The organism is Telluria beijingensis (assembly GCF_030770395.1).
GTDB lineage: Bacteria > Pseudomonadota > Gammaproteobacteria > Burkholderiales > Burkholderiaceae_D > Telluria > Telluria beijingensis.
On sequence record NZ_CP132480.1, the window covers coordinates 4501386 to 4520979 of the forward strand.

General features: G+C 68.6%; 16 protein-coding genes and 2 pseudogenes. 8 read left to right on the plus strand and 10 right to left on the minus strand.

Annotated elements, in window-relative coordinates; translation table 11 throughout:
• Nucleotides 1-43: 43 nt before the first annotated feature.
• Together Q9246_RS26585 and Q9246_RS19920 are read left to right on the plus strand one after the other, a co-directional pair.
• The gene (locus Q9246_RS26585) at nt 44-295 is read left to right on the plus strand and encodes a MerR family DNA-binding transcriptional regulator (RefSeq protein ID WP_422802335.1); all 252 of its coding nucleotides are present in this window, start codon (nt 44-46) and stop codon (nt 293-295) included.
• Nucleotides 193-735: pseudogene (locus tag Q9246_RS19920) on the plus strand (IS607 family transposase); the annotation flags it as partial. The gene Q9246_RS26585 and the pseudogene Q9246_RS19920, both read left to right, overlap by 103 nt.
• Here Q9246_RS19920 and Q9246_RS19925 read toward each other — a convergent pair.
• The 3 genes from Q9246_RS19925 to Q9246_RS19935 all read right to left on the minus strand — a co-directional run bounded on the left by Q9246_RS19925 (nt 726) and on the right by Q9246_RS19935 (nt 5079).
• Entirely contained in the window at nt 726-2846 is a 2121-nt protein-coding gene (locus Q9246_RS19925) for an ATP-binding protein (protein WP_306392440.1), read from the minus strand. The pseudogene Q9246_RS19920 and the gene Q9246_RS19925 sit on opposite strands and share 10 nt — an antisense overlap.
• Nucleotides 2843-4237, minus strand: coding sequence for an ATP-binding protein (locus Q9246_RS19930; protein WP_306392441.1), 1395 nt, complete (start codon nt 4235-4237; stop codon nt 2843-2845). Before Q9246_RS19930 ends, Q9246_RS19925 begins: the two co-directional genes overlap by 4 nt.
• Nucleotides 4238-4365: 128 nt before the next feature.
• Complete coding sequence (locus Q9246_RS19935) at nt 4366-5079, minus strand: dienelactone hydrolase family protein (protein WP_306392442.1); 714 nt, start codon at nt 5077-5079, stop codon at nt 4366-4368.
• A 207-nt stretch (nt 5080-5286) separates the two neighbouring features.
• Between Q9246_RS19935 and Q9246_RS19940 the strand changes: the two genes are divergently transcribed.
• The 3 genes from Q9246_RS19940 (at nt 5287) to Q9246_RS19950 (ending at nt 8417) form a co-directional block, all read left to right on the plus strand.
• Nucleotides 5287-6111: an alpha/beta fold hydrolase gene (locus tag Q9246_RS19940; RefSeq protein ID WP_306392443.1), complete on the plus strand. Its 825-nt coding sequence runs from the start codon at nt 5287-5289 to the stop codon at nt 6109-6111.
• A 63-nt stretch (nt 6112-6174) separates the two neighbouring features.
• Entirely contained in the window at nt 6175-7617 is a 1443-nt protein-coding gene (locus Q9246_RS19945; RefSeq protein ID WP_306392444.1) for a catalase, read from the plus strand.
• A 104-nt stretch (nt 7618-7721) separates the two neighbouring features.
• Nucleotides 7722-8417 carry a trimeric intracellular cation channel family protein gene (locus tag Q9246_RS19950; RefSeq protein WP_306392445.1) on the plus strand — a complete coding sequence of 232 codons (696 nt, stop codon included), beginning with the start codon at nt 7722-7724 and terminating at the stop codon, nt 8415-8417.
• A 4-nt stretch (nt 8418-8421) separates the two neighbouring features.
• Here the strand turns inward: Q9246_RS19950 and Q9246_RS19955 are convergent, their stop codons facing one another.
• Nucleotides 8422-9327, minus strand: a complete 906-nt coding sequence (locus tag Q9246_RS19955) for a PLP-dependent cysteine synthase family protein (RefSeq protein ID WP_306392446.1) — start codon at nt 9325-9327, stop codon at nt 8422-8424.
• 267 nt (nt 9328-9594) lie between these two features.
• On the opposite strand from Q9246_RS19955, the gene Q9246_RS19960 reads away from it, so the two are divergent.
• Nucleotides 9595-10290 carry a lipid-binding SYLF domain-containing protein gene (locus Q9246_RS19960; protein WP_306392447.1) on the plus strand — a complete coding sequence of 232 codons (696 nt, stop codon included), beginning with the start codon at nt 9595-9597 and terminating at the stop codon, nt 10288-10290.
• Here Q9246_RS19960 and Q9246_RS19965 read toward each other — a convergent pair.
• Entirely contained in the window at nt 10274-11635 is a 1362-nt protein-coding gene (locus tag Q9246_RS19965) for an MBL fold metallo-hydrolase (protein WP_306392448.1), read from the minus strand. The two genes, Q9246_RS19960 and Q9246_RS19965, sit on opposite strands and share 17 nt — an antisense overlap.
• 99 nt (nt 11636-11734) lie before the next feature.
• On the opposite strand from Q9246_RS19965, the gene Q9246_RS19970 reads away from it, so the two are divergent.
• Nucleotides 11735-13114: a nucleobase:cation symporter-2 family protein gene (locus tag Q9246_RS19970; RefSeq protein WP_306392449.1), complete on the plus strand. Its 1380-nt coding sequence runs from the start codon at nt 11735-11737 to the stop codon at nt 13112-13114.
• Entirely contained in the window at nt 13111-14124 is a 1014-nt protein-coding gene (locus Q9246_RS19975) for an Lnb N-terminal periplasmic domain-containing protein (RefSeq protein WP_306392450.1), read from the plus strand. Before Q9246_RS19970 ends, Q9246_RS19975 begins: the two co-directional genes overlap by 4 nt.
• Here the strand turns inward: Q9246_RS19975 and htpX are convergent.
• The 5 genes and pseudogenes from htpX to Q9246_RS20005 form a co-directional block, all read right to left on the minus strand.
• Nucleotides 14121-14996 carry a protease HtpX gene (htpX, locus tag Q9246_RS19980; protein ID WP_306392451.1) on the minus strand — a complete coding sequence of 292 codons (876 nt, stop codon included), beginning with the start codon at nt 14994-14996 and terminating at the stop codon, nt 14121-14123. The two genes, Q9246_RS19975 and htpX, sit on opposite strands and share 4 nt — an antisense overlap.
• A 41-nt stretch (nt 14997-15037) precedes the next feature.
• A pseudogene (locus Q9246_RS19990) lies at nt 15038-16727 on the minus strand (TerC family protein).
• 126 nt (nt 16728-16853) lie between these two features.
• On the minus strand, nt 16854-17237 hold the full coding sequence (locus Q9246_RS19995) for a hypothetical protein (RefSeq protein WP_306392453.1): 384 nt from the start codon (nt 17235-17237) through the stop codon (nt 16854-16856).
• An 89-nt stretch (nt 17238-17326) separates the two neighbouring features.
• A complete protein-coding gene (locus Q9246_RS20000) occupies nt 17327-18586 on the minus strand; it encodes an MFS transporter (protein ID WP_306392454.1) in 1260 nt (419 codons plus the stop codon).
• Entirely contained in the window at nt 18583-19590 is a 1008-nt protein-coding gene (locus Q9246_RS20005; RefSeq protein ID WP_306392455.1) for an ester cyclase, read from the minus strand. The genes Q9246_RS20000 and Q9246_RS20005 overlap by 4 nt, the downstream gene beginning before the upstream one ends.
• Between the last annotated feature and the right edge of the window lie 4 nt (nt 19591-19594).

Here is a 19594-nt window from a genome sequence, read left to right on the forward strand (position 1 = left end):
TTGTTCAGTCATATGCATTATGGGCAAGTTAGTCTCGATCAGCATGGCTGCCGAAGCGCTAGGCGTCTCAACCAGCACATTACGCCGCTGGGAGGCAAGCGGTCGACTTATTCCAGCGAGAACAGAAGGCGGCCAGCGCCGCTATGACCTGACAGCGCTGCACTCCGGTATCAAGCACAGTACGCCCGCAATTCGAAAGACTGTCAGCTATNAACCAGCACATTACGCCGCTGGGAGGCAAGCGGTCGACTTATTCCAGCGAGAACAGAAGGCGGCCAGCGCCGCTATGACCTGACAGCGCTGCACTCCGGTATCAAGCACAGTACGCCCGCAATTCGAAAGACTGTCAGCTATCCCCGGCTATCCAGTCACCAACAACGGCCAGATATGGAGCGGCAAAAGCAGGTGCTAGAATTGTACTGCGCAAGCCAAGGCTTGACATTCGACATTATTGCCGATCTTGGCTCTGGCATGAACTATCGCAAACGGGGATTGAAACGCCTGCTCGACGGGATTGTCGAAGGAGAGGTAGGGCGCCTTGTCCTGACGCACAAGGACCGGTTGCTGCGCTTCGGCGCGGAACTCGTTTTCGCGCTGTGCCAGGCGAAACAGGTTGAGGTGGTCATCATCAACCAAGGCAAGGATACCAGTTTCGAAGAGGAGCTTGCCAACGATGTGCTCGAGATCATCACTGAGTTCTCAGCCCGGCTGTATGGAAGCCGTAGTCACCGAAACCCGACCGGCGTCGCCAGCCGCAGCGGCGCCCTGGGACCGGGGGCCTGGGCCACCAGCCGCAGCGCCTCGCCGTGCTCGCCCAGCATGTGCAGGCTGGCGGCCGGCAGGCGGCGCGCCAGTGCCAGCGCGCGCGCCAGGCCCGCCTGCGCCGCCACCCGCGCCATGCGCAGCAGATGCTCGTGCGCGCTGCGATACAGTCCCGCAGCCTCGCAGCGGGCCGCGAACAGGTGCAAGGCCTCGGCCAGCGCTTCCGGCCGGCCGGCGGTGTCGGCATGCGCGACGGCGCGCTCGTACGGGGCCCAGTCGGCGTGCTGGCCGGCGCCGCCGGCAAGCGCCGCATGCAGGCGCGCCGCGTCCAGCGGATCGGCGGCGGCGCCGGCGTCGATCGCGTCCAGCGCCGCGCGCACGTGGCGCCGCAGTTCGCGCTCGCCCAGCAGGCTGGAACCCAGCACCGCCGGCGCCGCCGCCAGGCGTACCCCCAGCGCCCGTTCGCCGCCCGGGCCGAAGGCCCAGTCCAGGGCGGCGCGCAGATTGCCCACCACATGGCTGGCGCAGGCCAGCCAGGCGCCATGATCGAGGGTGTCCCAGCTGCGTTCGCACTCTTCCAGCAGGGCCAGCGTGTAGCGCGCATGGCGCGCCGCCAGCGGATGGCGCTCGGGATCCTCGGCCAGGCGGTCAATGGCATACGCGCGCGTGATCCCGAGCAGCACGAAGCGGGCGTCCGGGCCCTGGGTGTCGGCCGACACCAGCGACTTGGACACCAGCCCCAGCACGCAGCTCACCACGCAGGCGGCCGCGCCGGGGCCCACGACGGCCAGAGCCGCCTCCAGCGTGAACGGCCCGACGAATACCGCGCAGTAGCGCAACACCCGCCGTTCGTCCGGCGACAGCAGCTCATGGCTCCAGTCGAGCAGCGCGCGCAGCGTGCGGTGACGCGGCAGCACCGTGCGCCGCCCGCTGCCGAGCAGGCGCAGGCGGTCGCCCAGTTGCTCGACCACCCCGTGCACGCCCAGCAGTCCGACCTGGGCGGCGGCGAATTCAAGCGCCAGTGGCACCCCGTCCACGCGGCGGCACAGCTTGATCGCGGCCGGCAGGTCGGCCTTGCCCAGCCTGAAGGAATCCATGCTGGCCTGGGCCCGGCTGGCCAGCAATTGCAGGGCTGGATAGGCCAGCGCCTCCTCCATGCCAAGGGCCGGGTCGTCGGGCGGACAGGCGAGTGGCCCGAGGCGCAGCACCCATTCGCCGTCGGCGTCCAGCGGTTCGCGGCTGGTGGCGACGACGTCGATCCCGGGCGCGAGCCGCAGCAGGCATTCGGCAACGGCGGTGGCCGGCTCGATCAGGTGCTCGCAGTTGTCCAGCACCACCAGCATGCGGCGCGGCGCCAGCCAGCGTTCCAGCATGCCGCGCACGTCTTCCCCGGCGGGCTCCAGGCCCAGGCTGGCCGCCAGCGCGTCGGGGATCTGGATCGCGCTGGTCAACAGCGCCAGGTCGACGAAGCAGGCGCCGTCGGCATAGCCGGCGCGCAGCTCGGCCGCGAGACACAGCGCCAGCGTCGTCTTGCCGATGCCGCCATGGCCGACGATGGTCACCAGCCGGCAGCGCGGCAGCAGCGCGCGCAGCTGGTCCAGCACCTCGTCGCGACCCAGCACGCTGGTCAGGCGCAGCGGCAGCGGCCGCGCGCCGGAGGCCGGCGCCGGCGCGGCGTCCGGGCCAAGCCGCACCACCGGGGCCACGAAGCTGTAGCCGCGCCCGGGGATGTTGGCGATGTAGCGCGAGGCGCCCGGCCCGTCGCCCAGGGCCTTGCGCAGCGCCCCGATGTGCACCCGCAGGCAGCTGTCCTCGACCACGCTGTCGGGCCAGATCGTGCGTTCGAGCTCGGCGCGGCTGACAACCTCGCCGGCGCGCTCGACCAGCACCAGCAGCAGCTCGAGCGCGCGCCCGCCCAGCCGCACCGGCGCCGGCCCCAGGAACAGCTGGCGCGCCTTCCGCAGCAGGCGGAAGGCGCCAAACACATAGACGGGCTGCTCGCCCTGCGGATCCTGCCGTGCCCCCACGCTGGTCTCCCCGTTTGCGCGCCGTCCGCCCGGATTGCCGGGCGGCGGCGTGTTCATGATTGTTCGATGCGATAGTGCTCCATGCGCTGCGCCACGGCCCCGGCCTCGCCGCTGGCGGCCAGGCGCGCCCGCACGTAGCGCCGGGTCGTATTCAGCAGGCGGTAGTACGCCGGGCCGCCGCCGTCGGTCTCGAGCAGCGACCCGGCGGCCAGCGCAGCCAGCGCCGGCGCCACCGCATCCGGCGCCAGCGCGCCGAAGGCGCAGACCTGCAGCGCCACCGCTGGTGCGAAGGCGCCGTCGAACAGCGCCAGGCGGCGCAGCAGCGTGCGCTGGGCCTCGTCCAGCAGGCGATCGCTGGCCTCGAACACCGCCGCCAGCGAAGCATGGCGCGGGCCGGCCAGGCGTCGGCTGCGGGTCAGCAGGACGAAAATATCGTCCAGGCGCGCCGCCAGCCCCTCGACCCCGAGCGCCTCGACACGGGCGGCGGCCAGCTCCAGCGCCAGCGGCAAGCCGTCGAGCTGGCGGCATAGTTCGATCACGTACGGCAGATTGGCCGGATTCAAGGCAAAACGGCTGCTATTGGCCGCAGCGCGTTCGACGAACAGCGCGATCGCCGGCAGCGCCAGCGCCTGGGCGCAGTCGAGCGCCGCGCCTGGCGCGGGCAGGTCGAGCGGCGGCAGGCGCAGCACCCATTCGCCAGCGACGCCGAGTGGCGCGCGACTCGTGGCGAGCAGCGTGAGCCCATCCGTGGCGGCGGCAATCTGCGCAGCCCGCGCCGCCGCCGGCAAGTCGTGTTCGCAGTTGTCGAGCACCAGCAAAGCCTGGCGCGCATGCGCCAGGTCGCCGACCGCCGCCACCGGGTCTTCGCCGGCGGCGCAGTCGACCACGTGGCAGCCGGGATGGCGCCGCGCATGGGCCAACGCGAGCGCCGACTTGCCGCATCCGCCGGCGCCGGTCACGGTCGCGACGCTCGCCTGCGCCAATCCCTGCTCCAGCGACAGGAGTGCGGCCGAGCGCCCGACCAGTTGCCCCAGGCGCGGACCGCGCATGCCCTGGAACACCGGCGGCCAGTCGCCGCGCGCATGCGGCGCCGGGTCCCAGGGGCAGGCGCGGACCGGCGTCACGAAGCGGTAACCGCGGCCCGGCACCGTGGCCACGTAGCGCTCGGCCGCGCTTTCTCCCAGCGCCTTGCGCAACGCCGACATGTGGACCCGCAGGCCGTTTTCCTCGACCACCGCATGGGGCCAGACGGCCTCCACCAGCTCGTGGTGGCTCACCACCTCGCCGGCGCGCGTCACCAGTGCGACCAGCAGGTCGAAGGCGCGGCCGCCCAGCGCCACCGGCGTCTCGCCGCGCACCAGCAGCTTGCGCGCCGGGTATAGCGCGAAGGGTCCGAAGGTATAGTCGGCGCCGGCCTGCGTCGGCAAAAGGACAGTATCGTTATGCATACCTCGGTATCGCATGGCGGGCGGGACGGGCACCGCCCGTCGCGGCCAATGGATTGCCCGTCAATACTCGCTACCTTAAGCCTTCCGCGGTCTCATGACAAGAAGTAAATAAACAACGCTGCGCCGCCTCAGCCGAGATGGGTTTGGAGGAAGGCGAGCGTGCGGCCGTTGGCCAGGTCGGCCGCCGCGCGGTCGAAGTGCGCGCCGCCGGGACGCGCGAACGCATGCGACTGCCCGGGATAGCCGTGGACGGTCGCGCCCGGCCGGTCCGCCACGGCGGCGCGGATCGCGGCCTGGGCCTCCTTGCCGATGTACTCGTCCTCTTCGGCCAGGTGCATCAGCAGCGGCGTGCGCAGCGCGCCGGCGCGGTCGAGGAAGCGTTCGGTGCCGCCGCCATAATAGGCGACCGCCGCATCAGGGGCGCCGGTGGCGGCGGCCAGGAAGGTCAGCAGGCCGCCCAGACAGAAGCCCATGACGCCGACCTTGCCGGACGCGCCATCCAGGACACGCGCGGCGGCGACGGTGGCGACGACGTCGGCCACGCCCTGGTCGAAGTCGTAGGCGCGGTACAGCGCGAAGCCGCGCTCCTGGTGCTCGGGATTCGCTTCATCCATCGACAGGCCGCGCTCGCTGCGCCAGAACAGGTCCGGGCACACGGCGATGAAGCCGTGCGCGGCCAGCTCGCGCGCGATGCTGCGGATGCCGGGGTTGACGCCGAAGATTTCCTGCAGGACGACGACGACCGGGGCCGATCCAGACGCCGATGCGTGCGCCGGGTCGGGCCGGACGACGAGCGCGGCAAAGCTGCCGTCGGCGACGGCGATATCGATGGTGGGGTCCATGGCTCTTCCTTCAGTCAGGTGTTGTCGGGCTGGGAATTCGAGTCTACTCACCCTTGACGGCGCGGCGGGTGAATTCTCGTGAAACCGTGCGCGCGCCCGGCGCCGCACGGCGTTTCACGATCATTCACTATCGGCCGCGGCCGGCGCTGCCTACACTGGTCGCCATTCGATCATTTCCCAACCACCATCTAAACCGAGGAGAAACACATGGCCATCTTCACCACCAGCGAAGGCGTCGAACTGTATTACAAGGACTGGGGCAGCGGCCAGCCGATCGTGTTCTGCCACGGCTGGCCCCTGTCCTCGGACAGTTGGGAATCGCAGATGATCTTCTTCGCCGACCAGGGCTACCGCTGCATCGCCCACGACCGCCGCGGCCACGGCCGCTCGAGCCAGCCGTGGGACGGCAACGACATGGACCACTATGCCGACGACCTGGCCGAGCTGCTGGCCCATCTCGGCGTCGAGAACGCGGTGCTGTTCGGCTTCTCGACCGGCGGCGGCGAAGTGGCGCGCTACATCGGCCGCCACGGCACGGCCCGGGTGGCCAAGGCCGGCCTGGTCTCGGCGGTGCCGCCGCTGATGCTCAAGACCGAGGCCAATCCCGGCGGGCTGCCGATCGAGGTGTTCGACGGCATCCGCGCCGGCCAGCTGGCCGACCGTTCCCAGCTCTACCTGGACATCCCGACCGGCCCGTTCTACGGTTTCAACCGGCCCGGCGCCAAGGTGTCGCAGGGCCTGATCCAGTCGTGGTGGCTGCAGGGCATGCTGGGCGGCCACAAGAACACCTACGACTCGATCAAGGCGTTCTCGGAGACCGACTTCACCGAAGACCTCAAGAAGTTCACCATCCCGACCTTGATCATCCACGGCGACGACGACCAGATCGTGCCGATCGACGCCGCCGGACGCGCCTCGAAGCGCCTGGTCCCGCATGCGCAACTGATCGTGTATCCGGGCGCCCCGCACGGCCTGACCGATACCCACAAGGACCAGGTCAATGCCGACCTGCTGGCCTTCGTGCGCGGCTGAGGTGCAAGAGAGGATCCCGCGAAGGACCCCGAGCGCCCGCCACCCCACTCAAAGGAGGATGCCATGAAAGAACTGACCACCGCCGCGGGCGCCCCCGTGGTCGACAACCAGAACACGATGACGGCCGGCCCGCGCGGTCCGGCCCTGCTGCAGGACGTGTGGTTCCTGGAAAAGCTGGCTCACTTCGACCGCGAAGTGATCCCCGAGCGCCGTATGCATGCCAAGGGCGGCGGCGCCTACGGCAGCTTCACCGTGACCCACGACATCACGCGCTACACCAAGGCGCGCCTGTTCTCCGAGGTCGGCAAGAAGACCGGGATGTTCATGCGCTTCTCGACCGTGGCCGGCGAACGCGGCGCCGCCGACGCCGAACGCGACATCCGCGGCTTCGCGATAAAGTTCTACACCGAGCAGGGCAACTGGGACCTGGTCGGCAACAATACGCCGGTGTTCTTCATGCGCGACCCGCTCAAGTTCCCGGACCTGAACCACGCCATCAAGCGCGACCCACGCACCGGCCTGCGCAGCGCCGACAACAACTGGGATTTCTGGTCCAGCCTGCCCGAAGCGCTGCACCAGGTGACGATCGTCATGAGCGACCGCGGCATCCCACGGAGCTTTCGTCACATGCACGGCTTCGGCAGCCATACCTTCAGCTTCATCAATGCGGCCAACGAGCGCTTCTGGGTCAAGTTCACCTTCAAGACGCAGCAAGGCATCCAGAACCTGAGCGATGCCGAGGCGGCCGCGCTGATCGGGCGCGACCGCGAAAGCAGCCTGCGCGACCTGTACGAGAGCATCGAGGCCGGCGCCTTCCCGCGCTGGACCATGTACGTGCAAATCATGCCCGAGGCCGAGGCGGCAAGCTACCGCTACAACCCGTTCGACCTGACCAAGGTATGGCTGCATGCCGACTACCCGCTGATCGAGGTCGGCGTGCTGGAACTGAACCGCAACCCGGAGAACAACTTCGCCGAGGTCGAGCAGGCCGGCTTCAACCCGGCCCACGTGGTGCCCGGGATCGGCTTCTCGCCCGACAAGATGCTGCAGGGCCGCCTGTTCTCGTATGGCGACGCGCTGCGCTACCGGCTTGGCGTCAACCACCACCAGATCCCCGTCAACGCGCCGCGCTGCCCGGTGCACAGCTATCATCGCGACGGCGCGATGCGGGTCGACGGCAATCGCGGCGGAACCCCGTCCTACGAGCCGAACCGCCATGGCGAGTGGCAGGACCAGCCCGACTTCAGGGAGCCGCCCCTGTCGCTCGAGGGCGCGGCCGACCACTGGAACCACCGGGTCGACACCGATTATTATTCGCAGCCGGCGCTGCTGTTTGGCAAGATGTCGCCGGCCCAGCGCGAGGCGCTGTTCCAGAACACGGCGCGAGCGATCGCCGGCGCCTCGAACGAGGTCAAGGCGCGCCACATCGCCAACTGTACGCTGTGCGATCCGGCCTATGGCGACGGCGTGGCGCGCGCCATCGTGCAGGCCAGCGAAGGCGGGTGAGGCGGGTGAAGGCGGGAGCGGTCGTGGGCGGATGAGCGCGGCGCCGGCGCCCGCCGTGCTATAGAATGCCGGTCCCGGTGCAGATCGCACCATCCTGAGCCGAGATGACCGTGTTCCCCGTTCCCGCCCTCGACGTGGGCGCCGCCCTGAAGACCCTCGTGCTGACCCTCGACCTGGTCGGCACCTTCGTGTTCGCCATCAGCGGCGCCACCGCCGGCATGCGCCGCCAGCTCGACCTGTTCGGGGTGCTGGTGCTGTCCTTCGTCGCCGCCACCTCGGGCGGCATCGTGCGCGACCTCCTGATCGGCGCCACGCCGCCGGCCGCCTTCACCGACTGGCGCTACCTGGGCGTGTCGCTGCTGGCCGGCGTGACGATCTTCTTCTGGTCGCCGGCCATCAACCGCCTGCGCCATCCGGTGCTGGTGTTCGACGGCGCCGGCCTGGCCCTGTTCTGCGTCGCCGGCGCCCAGAAGGCGCTGGTGTTCGGCCTGGAGCCGGTGATGGCGGCGCTGCTCGGCATGTTGACCGGCATCGGCGGCGGCGTCGCGCGCGACGTGCTGCTGTCCAATGTGCCGGCCGTCTTCCGCTCGGACATCTACGCGGTCGCGGCGCTGGCCGGGGCCTCGGTGGTGGTGGCCGGCGATGCTCTCGGCCTGCCGTCCACGCCGACCGCGCTGGTGGGCGCGGCCCTGTGCTTCGGCCTGCGCCTGGCGGCGATCCGCTTCGGCTGGCACCTGCCAACGGCGCGCGCGCCCGATAACGCCCAGGCCGACGACGAGGCCGGCCGCGACGGGCGCTGACGGCCTAGAAATATTTAGAGAGGTAGAAGGCGCCGGAGTCCGGGAAGATGGTCACGATGCGGGCGTCCCCCAGCCGTGGCAGCAATCGGGCGATCCCCGCCGCCACGCAGGCGCTCGAACCGCCGGCCAGGATGCCCTCTTCGCGCGCCAGCCGGTGGATCCAGGCCAGCGCCTCCTCGTCCGGCACTTGCACCACGTCGTCGACCACCGCCGGATCGAAGGCCGGCGCAGGACACCCTTTGCCGACACCCTCGATCACGCTCGCGAATTCGCCGCCGGCCGGGCTGTCCGTCACCAGCTTGCGGTAGGCCGAATGGAGCGGCTCGACCCCGATCACGCGGATCGCCGGGTCGCGCTCCTTCAGGTAGCGCCCGATGCCCGAAATCGTGCCGCCGGAGCCGATGCCGCACACGAAGACGTCGATCTCGCCCGCCAACTGCGCCCATAGCTCGGGACCGGTGTCCTCGTAGTGCGCCCGGCTGTTCAGGCTGGAAAGGTACTGGTCGAGGTGGTGGGCGCCGCCCTCCCGGGCCAGGTCGCGGGCGGTTTCCTGGTAGTCGGGACCGCGTTCGGCATCGCATACGCGCACCGTGGCGCCATAGGCCTCGATGCGCCGGATCTTTTCGCGGCTGGTGGTAACCGGGACCGCGACCTCGCAATCGAGTCCGAGCACGGCGCTGGCCATGGCCAGCGCGGCCCCGGTATTGCCGGACGATGCTTCGACCACCCGCTCCGCCTGCGGCGGCAGGCTGCCGAGCATCGCCCTTACCATCCGGTCCTTGATGCTGCCGCCGGGATTCATGAATTCCAGCTTGGCCACCACGTTCGCCGAAGCGAACACCCGCCCGAGCCTGACCACCGGGGTATTGCCGATGGCTTCCATGACCGATGCCTTGATATGGGATTGCACGCCACTTCCTTTCGAGCCAGACCCGCGCTGCCATGGCCGCCTTGCGGCCATGCGTGGTGCATGCGAGGCACATCGAACAAGCGCCCGCACGATGGCGGGCGCCGACAGGAGCATCTTCGAGGATGCATCCCGATTGTAGTGGCTAATTTCTGTGAGTGTAAGCAATATTTACACCGGGGATACCCGGCGAATCAGCCGAACCAAGTGCGCCCGGCGCGGTCTCACTAATCCAGACTCTAGGCACATCCCTTCCCCTGCGAGGTGATCATGTTGAAGGCAATCCACACTACAAGCCGGCTCACCGTCCTGCTGGCAGCCGTCGCCGCGCTCGGGCTGGCCGCCTGCGCCAGCCAGCCGACCCGGGACGAGACGCAGGCGCGGGTCGACGCGGCCCGCACCACCCTGGACAACTTCGTGCGCGACCCCGACATGCGCTGGTTCCGCGACCACGTGGGCCGCGCCAAGGCGGTCCTGATCAGCCCCCAGATCGTGCAGGCGGGCTTCATCGTGGGCGGCTCGGGCGGCTCGGCGGTGCTCATCTCGCGCAATGGCGATGCCTGGGCCGGCCCGGCCTTCTACCGCATCGCCGCCGGTTCGATCGGGCTGCAGGCCGGGGCCCAGGCATCCGAGATGGTGGCCCTGGTGATGAGCGAGAAAGGCGTCAATTCGCTGCTCTCGACCTCGTTCAAGCTGGGCGGCGACGTGAGCGTCGCGGCCGGCCCGGTGGGCGCCGGCGCCGGGGCCGAGATCAATGCCGACATGATCGTATACACGCGCTCCAGGGGCCTGTACGGGGGACTGAACCTTGACGGAACCGTGATCTCGGTCGACGACGGCCGCAACCACGCCTATTACGGGCGGGCGGCGACGCCGGTCGACATCCTGATCACCCACAGCGTCAGCAATCCGCACGGCCAGACGCTGGCCCGGGTCGCATCGAACGCGGTCAACGGCGATCAGTAGGGCCGCGGGCCAGCAGGCGCCGCAACTGGGCTGCCTGGTAGGCGCCGAAGGTGTCGCCGAACAGGCAGCGGACCAGGGGGTCGTCGACCACGTCGGCGTCCTGTAATGCGCGGTCGGTCTGCGCATCGAAGGTGGCGTCGTTGATGCGCACATACATCGAAGTGAGCGACTCGCCCAGTGCGAGCGCCGCATGCAGCTTGGTGGCCGGAACCTCTGTGGTCCAGCCGAGCGGGCCGGCGCCGGCGTCCACCAGGGCCGCGCGCTCGCCGTCGAGGCGGTAGTGGTAGTGGCAGGCCTGGCCCGCGTGGTCGAACAGCGACAGTCGCCAGATGCGGGGCCGGTCGAAATAATCCGATCCGGCCTCGATCGCTCCGTATGTTTCCACCAGGCCGTGCAGGCAGTAATCCGTCACGCGCGCCTGTTCTTCCGGCGTCAGCGGCGCGAAATGGCGCGCGATGTCGGCAGTCGGCGGCGGCGCCGCATTGCCCTCGTAGACGTAGTCGACGTCCTGGTCGCCGACCGGGATCACCCACGGTAGCGGCGGCGCCGGCTGCAGGCCGCCGGCGTCGAGGTGCACCGACACGCCGGGATCGAGCCGCATCACGAGCGCCTGCGGCAGCGCTGCCCCCACTTCCTGCGAGAAGCGGGCATAGCTGATCGGAAAGAAGGCGCGGTTATACCAGGACCACGGTTCCTGCACGAACTGGCAGGAACTCGGCACCACGGTGCGCGGCGCCAGCGCCTGCAACTGGGCGATCCATTCCTCCGGCAGGCCGGGCGGCGCGCAGGCATGGCGCGACGGCGCCAGCACCTCGAGCTCGCGCATGGTCTGGAACGGCCACAGCACCATGTCCCACGGCCCCTGCGCGACCAGCTTGGCCAGCGTGGCCTCGTCGATCCAGGAATCGACCACGTTCAGCACGTTCACGCCGGCGGCGCGCACCTGGAACATCGAGTCGACCTCGACGTCCATCGCCTCGCGCGGGGTGACGCCGAACGGCCCGATGTCGATCCTCCGGTCCAGTTCCAGCGCGTGGACGTGCGTGAAACCGAGCTGGCGCAGCATGTCGAACAGCGCCTCGAACTGGCAGTACAGGTAGATTGGCGTGGCCCGGTCGAGCAGGTCCAGGCTGTCGAGCGAGCAGTGGTCGTCGTGGAAATGCGAGATGAAGACGGCGTCGAAGTGCTGCTTGCGGATGGCGTCCAGGTCGAAGCGCACGTCGGGGAAGGCGTGGCAGTTGCGGCTGAACGGGTTCTCGAACACCGGATCGAAGGCGATGCGGCTGCCCTCGCAGGCGAACACATACCCCGCGTGCAGGATCCTCGATATCGTCAGTCCCGTCATCGCCGTGCCCTCCTTGTGAAAGGCGGCATTCTACAACGCCGCCCGGCGGCGCCCTCCGTCTGCCTGTAGAATCGCGTCTTTGCCCAGCCGTTCCCTGTCATGTCCACACCCTCGACCCAGCCACCCCATTCGGAACTGATCCTCGGCCTCGACGACCGCCCGCCGCCGCTACTCGGCATGCTGGCCGCCCTGCAGCACCTGCTGGCCATCATCGTGCCCATCGTCACGCCAGGACTCCTGATCTGCCAGGCGCTGGGCGTGTCCAGCCGCGATACGAACCTGATCGTCTCGATGTCGCTGGTCGTGTCGGGCATCGCCACCTTCGTCCAGTGCCGCCGCTTCGGGCCGTTCGGGGCGGGCCTCTTGATCGTGCAGGGCACCAGCTTCAACTTCGTCGGTCCCCTGATCGCCGGCGGCGCCCTGATGGTCAAGCAGGGTACTCCGGTGGAGGCGGTGATGGCGGCGATCTTCGGCGTCGTGGTCGCGGGTTCCTTCATCGAGATGGGCGTCTCGCGCGTGCTGCCCTTCGTGAAACGCCTGATCACGCCGCTGGTGACAGGCATCGTGGTCCTGATGATCGGCCTCACGCTGATCAAGGTCGGCCTGATCAGCATGGGCGGCGGCTATGCCGCCATGGGCAACGGCAGCTTCGCCAATGGCGAGAACCTGCTGCTGTCCGGCGTGGTGCTGGCCATCATCGTGATCCTGAACCGGGTGCCGGTGGTGTGGATGCGCAGCGCGGCCATCGTTATCGCGCTGGGCGTCGGCTATGCGCTGGCCGGCTGGATGGGGCGGCTGGACTTCACCGGCATGCACGAGGCGCCGCTGTTCCAGGTGCCTGTGCCGCTGCATTTCGGCCTGGGCTTCTCGTGGTCGCTGTTCATCCCGATGATCGTGATCTACCTGGTTACCTCGCTCGAGGCGATCGGCGACGTGACGGCCACCAGCAAGGTGTCGCGCCAGCCGGTCGAGGGCCCGCTGTGGATGCAGCGCATCAAGGGCGGGGTTCTGGTGAACGGCGCCAACTCGCTGCTGGCGGGGATCTTCAACACCTTCCCCAGCTCGATCTTCGCCCAGAACAACGGCGTGATCCAGCTGACCGGCATCGCCAGCCGCCACGTCGGCATGTGGATCGCCCTGTTCCTGGTGATCCTGGGCCTGTTCCCGGCGGTCGCCGGCGTGATCCAGGCGGTGCCCGAGCCGGTGCTGGGCGGCGCGGCGATGGTCATGTTCGGCGCCGTCGCGGCGGCCGGCATCAATATCCTGGCCAGCGTCCACCTCGACCGCCGCGCCCTCTTGGTGATCGCGGTCTCGCTCGCGCTGGGACTGGGCGTGTCGCAGGTGCCGGAATTCCTGGCCCATATGCCGGCCGCGGTGCGCAATGTGCTCGAATCGGGCGTCGCCACCGGCGGGCTGTGCGCCCTGGTGCTGAACTGGTTCCTGCCCGAGCAACCGGCCACGCCGGAGCAGGCCAAGTGAACTGGCGCCGGCTGGCCAGGGCGCTGCTGGCGGTGCCCGTTTTCCTGGTCACGGCGTGGGGCGCACTGGCGCTGTGGTTCCAGCTGGCGCCGGCGCTGGCCCTGTTCCTCGGCGCGGCATGGTGCCTGCTCGGCCTGGCCGCCGTGCTGGTGCTGGCGCGCGCGCCTGGCTGGCGGCACGAGCGCAAGCTGCTGCTCGCCGCGGCGCTGGCCCTACTATCGATGCTGGGGTGGTGGCACTCGCTCGCGCCGTCGCACGAGCGGCCATGGGCCGACGACGTGGCGCGCCTGCTGGTCTCGCGCGTCGATGGCGACCGCCTGGAATTGCAGAATGTCCGCGCCTTCGAATGGCGCACCGAGACCGACTATACGCCGCGCTGGGAGACGCGGCGCTACGACCTGGCCCGGCTCGAGTCGGCCGACCTGGTGCTGTCCTACTGGATGGGGCCGCACATCGCCCACACGCTGGTGTCGTTCGGCTTCAGCGACGGCCAACGAGTGGTATTCTCGCTCGAGATCCGCAAGGAGCGCGGCGAGGAGTTTTCCGCGATTGGCGGCTTCTTTCGCAAGTTCGAACAAGTCATTGTCGCCGCCGACGAGCGCGACCTGATCCGCACCCGCAGCAATGCCCGCAGCGAGCAGGTCTACCTGTACCGGCTGCGCGCCACGCCCACGCAACTGCGCTCGGTGCTGCTGGAATACCTGGAACGGGCCGAGGCCTTGCGGCGCCGGCCCGAGTTCTACAACACCCTGACCAGCAACTGCACCACGATCCTGTTCGAACTGGCGCGCCACATCGACCCGACGCTGCCGCTCGACTACCGGCTGCTGGCGTCCGGGCACTTCGCCGAATATGCCTACGACCACGGCGCGCTGACGCCCGGCCTGCCCTATGCGGTGCTGCGCGAGCGCGGCCACATCAATGCCCGCGCCCGCAAGGCCGGCCCCGATGCGATGGACTACTCGCGCGCCATCCGCATCGGGGTGCCGGGCATCCCTGCCAGCGATTAGCGCGACTGCAGGGCCGCGATCCGCTCTTCGATCGGCGGGTGGCTCGAGAACAGCGCCATGGCGCTGCCCTTGCCAGAGATGCCGAAGGCGCTCATATTCTTCGGCAGCTCGCCTTCGGCCATGCCGCCCAGGCGGCGCAGGGCCGCGATCATCGGCTGCGGCTGGCCCATGATGGTGGCGGCGCCGCGGTCGGCGCGGAATTCGCGCTGGCGCGAGAACCAGGCCACGATGATGCTGGCCAGGATGCCGAACACGATCTCGCACACGATCACGGTGACCATGTAGCCGATGCCGGGGCCGCTGTTTTCCTCGTCATTCTTGCGCAGCATGCCGTCCACGAAGTAGCCGACGATGCGCGCCAGGAAGATCACGAAGGTATTGACCACGCCCTGGATCAGGGTCAAGGTCACCATGTCGCCGTTGGCGATGTGAGCCACCTCGTGGGCCAGCACGGCCTCGACTTCCTGCTCGGTCATCGATTGCAGCAGGCCGGTCGACACCGCGACCAGCGACGAATTCTTCGTCGCGCCGGTGGCGAAGGCGTTCGGCTCGCCGTCGTAGATGGCGACTTCGGGCATGCCAATGCCGGCGCGCTGGGCCTGGCCCGCCACGGTGTTGATCAGCCACTGCTCGGTCGAATTCGACGGCTGGGTGATGACGCGCGCCTTGGTACTCCATTTGGCGATCGGCTTCGAGAGCAGCAGCGAGATGAAGGCGCCGCCAAAGCCCATCAGGCCGGCGAACAAAAGCAGCCTGGTCAAGTCCAGGCCGTTCGAGGTGAGGAAGCGGTTAACGCCCAGCAGGCTGGCGGTGATGCCCAGCACCAGCACGATGCCGAGGTTGGTGGCGATGAATAACAGGGTACGTTTCATGATGTCCTTCTTGTTTCAGTTACGGTAATTAAAATGGGAGCTCAAGCCGCCTGCTCGGGCGCATCCGGCGCATCGGCCACGATCCGCTGGACCAGCACCTTGGCGATGCGGCGCTCCTCGACCGCCAGGATGCGGTAGCGCAGGCCGTCGATCTCGATCTCCTGGCCCGGCTCGGGCAGGCTCTCGAAGCGCGCCAGCAGGAAGCCGGCCAGCGAGGTGTACTCGTCGTCCACGCTCACCAGGCCCTCGGTCTCGAGCACCTGTTCCAGCTGGTGCAGGTCGGCCGCGCCATCGACTTCCCACTCGCCCTCGCCCTTCGGCTGGATCGCGAGCTGTTCGTCCTCGTCGGGGAACTCGCCGGCGATCGCTTCCAGGATGTCGACCGGCGTCAGGAGGCCCTGGACGATGCCGAATTCGTCGGTCACCAGCACCAGCTGGCCGTGGGCGCGCTTGAGCGTGTCCATGGCCTTGAGCACGCCGGCGGTGTNCCGGCGTCAGGAGGCCCTGGACGATGCCGAATTCGTCGGTCACCAGCACCAGCTGGCCGTGGGCGCGCTTGAGCGTGTCCATGGCCTTGAGCACGCCGGCGGTGTCCGGCAGCAGGATGGGTTTACGAATCGGTCCATTGGCGTCGACGATCACGTCGTCGATGCGCGCCTGCAGCACCAGCTGGCTGATCAGGTCCTTGGTACGGGCGATGCCGACCAGGTTGTCGAGCTGGCCGCGCCCCACCGGCATCAGGCTGTGCGGCGACTCCTGCAACTGGCGCAGGATGTCGTCGCTGTCGTCGTCGAGGTTCACCCACGACATCTCGGAACGCGGCGTCATGATCGAGCGGATCGAGCGGTCGGCCAGCGTCAGCACGCCGCTGACCATATTGCGTTCTTCGACGCCGAAGGCCTGCACTTCTTCTTCCTCGGCGTCGGCGGCGGCCGCCTCGGCGTCCTGGCGGCGCTTGCCGCCCATCAGGCGCAGCACGGTGTCGGCAGTACGGTCGCGCAGCGGCATGCGCGCCTCGTTCTTGAGGAAGTTACGGCGCGCGAACTGGTTCAGCGCCTCGATCAGGATCGAGAAGCCGATCGCCGCGTACAGATAGCCTTTCGGGATGTGGAAGCCCAGGCCTTCGGCCACCAGCGACAGGCCGATCATCAGCAGGAAGGAAAGGCACAGCACGACCACGGTCGGGTGCGCGTTGACGAAGCGGGTCAGCGGCTTGGAAGCCACGATCATGACGCCGATCGAAATGATCACGGCGGCCATCATGACGCCCAGCTGGTCGACCATGCCAACCGCGGTGATCACGGCGTCGAGCGAGAACACGGCGTCGAGCACCACGATCTGCACGATCACCGCGCCGAAGCTGGCGTACACCTTCGATTGCGTATGGACGTGGGTGACACCTTCCAGGCGCTCGTGCAGCTCGACGGTGGCCTTGAACAGCAGGAACACGCCGCCCAGCAGCAGGATCAGGTCGCGCCCCGAGGGCGACCACGGCCCCAGCGCGAACAGCGGCGTGGTGAGCGTGACCAGCCAGGAAACGATGGTCAACAGGCCCAGGCGCATCAGCATGGCCAGGGTCAGGCCGATCAGGCGCGCCTTGTCGCGCTGGTGCGGCGGCAGTTTATCCGCCAGGATCGCGATGAAAATCAGGTTGTCGATGCCCAGGACGATTTCCAGGACGACGAGTGTGAGCAGACCCGCCCAGATTGCCGGGTCGAATAGCCATTCCATGGTGTTACCTCGTTAATTCGCCAAAAAAGTGTGACGCGGCCGATCGCGGGCATGGCGGCGCGTGGGCGTCGCGATGCCATCAATGCGGATCGGCCAGGAAAGCCGCGCGTGCGGCGAAGCAGGCCCTCAGGCCTGGCGCGGCGGTTTCAGCGGGGGGAACGAGGAATGGCTTGGTCGAGGCGGCGCCGGGGGCGCGACCGCGCCGCCCGGCGTGCCGCCGATCGGCAGGCCAAGGTCTTCGTGCACGGAATCGTGGACGTCGGCGCCGGCCGGCGGTTCATCGGGATCGATGTCGCAGCCGGCCTGGCAATCGTAGGCGCCGGCCAGGTAGGCATCGGCGAACAGGGGCACGGCGGCGTCGGTCTCGAGCGCTGCCGTCTGGATGAGGACTTCGGATGGTGTGACGTGTTCCGTCGCGCCGGCCGGCTGCATCGCGGATGCGGCCATGGCCAGGGCAAACATGTTCAGGGGGAGCAGCAGGGTCAGGCAGATGACGATGAATCGTCTCATATACACGGAAAGAGTCGGAACGCTGCCAGTATAGCATGCCATTCCGACGCCATCCGTCCGGCTGGAGCGCCGCGTATTCAGCCAATTCCTTAGCCGGGCTTGCGCACCGCGACCGGGATCACCGCTGGCTTGCGCTGCAGCGTTTCCGGCAAGGTCCACCACAGCAATGCCGCCAGCGCATAAGTCGCCCCGCCGATGTACATGATGGTGTACAGCCCGAAGTGTTCGGCGATCCAGCCGGTCAGCAGGGAGCCGAGCAGCGACACGATGCGTCCCCAGTTGATGATCGAGGCCGCCGTCGCGCGCAGGTGCTCCGGGTACATCTCGGCGAAATACGGCCCCCAGATGCCGTGCGAGACGATGCAGAAGCCATAGGCGAAGCCGGTCGTGGCCAGCATCACCGGCGTGGCCGGCAGGGTCAGGTAGGCCACGATGGCCAGCGCCGCGAACACGAAGCCGATCGCGTTGGCGCGCCGGCCGAAGCGGTCGGCCGCCATCCCCCACAGCAGCGCGCCGACCATCGAGCCCACGTGCAGCACCGTCATCAGCTTGCCCACCATATCGGTCGGATAGCCGTGCACCTCGCGCAGGAAGGTGGTGGCCCAGCCGCTGAAGGCCTGGTAGGCGAAATAATTCAGGCCGGCCAGCAAGGCCAGGCGCCAGGTCAGCTTCCAGCGGCCGTCGACGAACAACTCGCGCATGGCCGGCTTGGCGCGCGCCACCTTGACCACGCTGCCGTCGGCCGTGATGCGGGTGCGGTCGTCGGGCACCACCAGCACCACCACGATGCCAGCGCAAATCGCCCCCACGCCGCCGATCTGCAGGATCTCGTGCCAGTTGCTGGCGTCGTAATGACGGCCGAACCAGGACAGCAGCGCATCGCCGCCGTTATAGGCCAGTTGCACCACGCCGGCCAGGAAGCCCAGCACCGTCGCAGGAAACAATCCCACGTAGACGCTGACCACGGTGCCGAACACGCCGCCCAGGAAGAAACCCATGACGAAGCGCTGCACCAGGGCCGTGGCGAAGGAATCGACGAAATACACGCCCAGCGCCGCCAGGCCGATCCCGAAGCTGATACAGGCCAGCGTGTTGCGGCGGCTGGTACGGTCTGCCACCTGGGACAGGATGATGGCGCCGATCATGGCGCCCAGCGCCTGGAAGGTATAGAAGGCCGCGACCTGGGTCTTGCTCAGGCCCAGCGACTCGGCCATGTAGGGACGCAGGAAGTTCTCGGTGTTCCAGCAGAAGGCATAGAACATATAGACCAGCATGATGGCGCCGAAGATGACGTAGCGGCGCGCGGTGGTGGTCTCGATCGGCGGTGCGGATGGAACGTGGTAACTCATTGCAAACCCTTGGCAGTGATTGAAGCGCGGGCAAGGATGTCCACGCCCATTTGATCCAGCAGATCGAGCACGTCGATCAGCACCCAGTTCTCGGCCAGCAGGTCGCCGTCGCGCCGCCAGAAGTCCATCACCCGCATCCCGACCCGGCGCCCGGTGGGCGGCAGGCCGAGCCAGCCGCCGCCGAGGTGCGTGGCGCGCACGCTGGGCCAGCCGGTCGAGGCCACGTAACTGCCCTCGCCCAGCCTGGCCTTGTGGTCGCCCCCGACGCGGTCCGGAAACGCGGCCAGGAACGGCGCCGAATGGGCCTGGCGGTAGCCGGGGAAGCCCTTGCTGGTGCCGATGCCGCCGGGACCGTACCACATGAAGTCCGGATGCCAGTAGCGGTCCATGTCCATGCTTGCAAAATCCATGCCGTCGTAGCGCATCAGGCCCGCGATCATCGCCTCCACCAGGTCGAGGCTGCGGCGCGATTCGGCCGGGTCGGCCAGTCCCACTTGCACGCCGTCGTGCGTGGCGGGCCCGGGAACCGCCTGCATCGCGCCGATGCTGGGCGCCAGCGGCCAGCAGCCGCACTGGCGCATCAGGTCCGGCAGGTCGAAGATCACATAGGCCTCGACCACCTTCCCCGCTTCGATGCGGCAGAACTCCCCAAAACGCAGCGTCGCCACGCGCCCGCTTGGTGCGATGCCCAGCCACGGCGCCACGAAGTTGCCGCAATAGTGGCCGTGGGAGGTGACCCACACCCCGCCCGCGAACTCGCCGCCGAGCACGATGTCGTCGCGCCGGCTGATGTCGGGAAAGGCGCGCAGCAGCGGCTCCCAGACCGCGGCGCGCAGCGCGGCCGCGCCCTGCCGGTCGTCCAGCGGACGCGGGCCGTGCCAGGCGACGTGGTCGGCATACAGCGCCGTCATCGCCGCAGCCCAGTCGCCGCGGCTGCCCGCTTCCACCCGCCGCAGCGCGGCCAGGTAGTCCATCCGCGCCGCGTGGACGCGCTCGACAATCATGGCC

Excerpts from the sequence above, each read along its gene's own strand:
- Q9246_RS19925 (WP_306392440.1), bottom strand. The coding sequence starts at position 2,846 with ATGAACACGCCGCCGCCCGGCAATCCGGGCGGACGGCGCGCAAACGGG.
- Q9246_RS19930 (WP_306392441.1), bottom strand. The coding sequence starts at position 4,237 with ATGCATAACGATACTGTCCTTTTGCCGACGCAGGCCGGCGCCGACTAT.
- Q9246_RS19950 (WP_306392445.1), top strand. The coding sequence starts at position 7,722 with ATGACCGTGTTCCCCGTTCCCGCCCTCGACGTGGGCGCCGCCCTGAAG.
- Q9246_RS19970 (WP_306392449.1), top strand. The coding sequence starts at position 11,735 with ATGTCCACACCCTCGACCCAGCCACCCCATTCGGAACTGATCCTCGGC.
- Q9246_RS19965 (WP_306392448.1), bottom strand. The coding sequence starts at position 11,635 with ATGACGGGACTGACGATATCGAGGATCCTGCACGCGGGGTATGTGTTC.
- Q9246_RS19940 (WP_306392443.1), top strand. The coding sequence starts at position 5,287 with ATGGCCATCTTCACCACCAGCGAAGGCGTCGAACTGTATTACAAGGAC.
- Q9246_RS19935 (WP_306392442.1), bottom strand. The coding sequence starts at position 5,079 with ATGGACCCCACCATCGATATCGCCGTCGCCGACGGCAGCTTTGCCGCG.
- htpX (WP_306392451.1), bottom strand. The coding sequence starts at position 14,996 with ATGAAACGTACCCTGTTATTCATCGCCACCAACCTCGGCATCGTGCTG.
- Q9246_RS19960 (WP_306392447.1), top strand. The coding sequence starts at position 9,595 with ATGTTGAAGGCAATCCACACTACAAGCCGGCTCACCGTCCTGCTGGCA.
- Q9246_RS19945 (WP_306392444.1), top strand. The coding sequence starts at position 6,175 with ATGAAAGAACTGACCACCGCCGCGGGCGCCCCCGTGGTCGACAACCAG.
- Q9246_RS19995 (WP_306392453.1), bottom strand. The coding sequence starts at position 17,237 with ATGAGACGATTCATCGTCATCTGCCTGACCCTGCTGCTCCCCCTGAAC.
- Q9246_RS20000 (WP_306392454.1), bottom strand. The coding sequence starts at position 18,586 with ATGAGTTACCACGTTCCATCCGCACCGCCGATCGAGACCACCACCGCG.
- Q9246_RS20005 (WP_306392455.1), bottom strand. The coding sequence starts at position 19,590 with ATGATTGTCGAGCGCGTCCACGCGGCGCGGATGGACTACCTGGCCGCG.